This is a genomic window from Mesorhizobium sp. M7A.F.Ca.CA.003.01.2.1 (assembly GCF_003998945.1).
GTDB lineage: Bacteria > Pseudomonadota > Alphaproteobacteria > Rhizobiales > Rhizobiaceae > Mesorhizobium > Mesorhizobium ciceri.
On sequence record NZ_RZRA01001709.1, the window covers coordinates 1 to 409 of the forward strand.

The 409-nt window shown below is 60.4% G+C and carries 1 protein-coding gene; it reads left to right on the forward strand.

The genetic code is table 11. The features are described 5' to 3' along the window. Positions 1–409, forward strand: a 409-nt coding sequence (locus EN969_RS35050) for a L,D-transpeptidase family protein (protein WP_164758842.1), incomplete at both ends; no start/stop codon positions are given.

The following is a 409-nucleotide window of genomic DNA, read 5'->3' on the forward strand; positions in this document are numbered from 1 at the left end:
CCTATGCGGCGATGAACGTTTCGGCGCAGATCCGGCTTGGCCAGTTGCAGACCAATCTGCAGCGGCTGCGCGAGAAGGCCGGCACGCTGGGCAGCCGCTACGTGCTGGTCGACATTCCGGCAGCCCAGGTCGAAGCGGTCGAGAACGACCGCGTCGTGCTTCGCCACACCGCGATCGTCGGCAAGATCGATCGCCAGACGCCGATCGTCAATTCAAAGATCAACGAGATCATCGTCAATCCATACTGGAACGCGCCGGTCTCGATCGTGCGCAAGGACATCATTCCGCTGATGCGGAAAAATCCCGATTATCTCAAGAACAGCCACATCCGCCTGTTCGCGCCCGATGGCAGCGAAGTCGATCCGATGAATGTCGACTGGTCGACCGACGACGCCGCCAAGTACCGGTT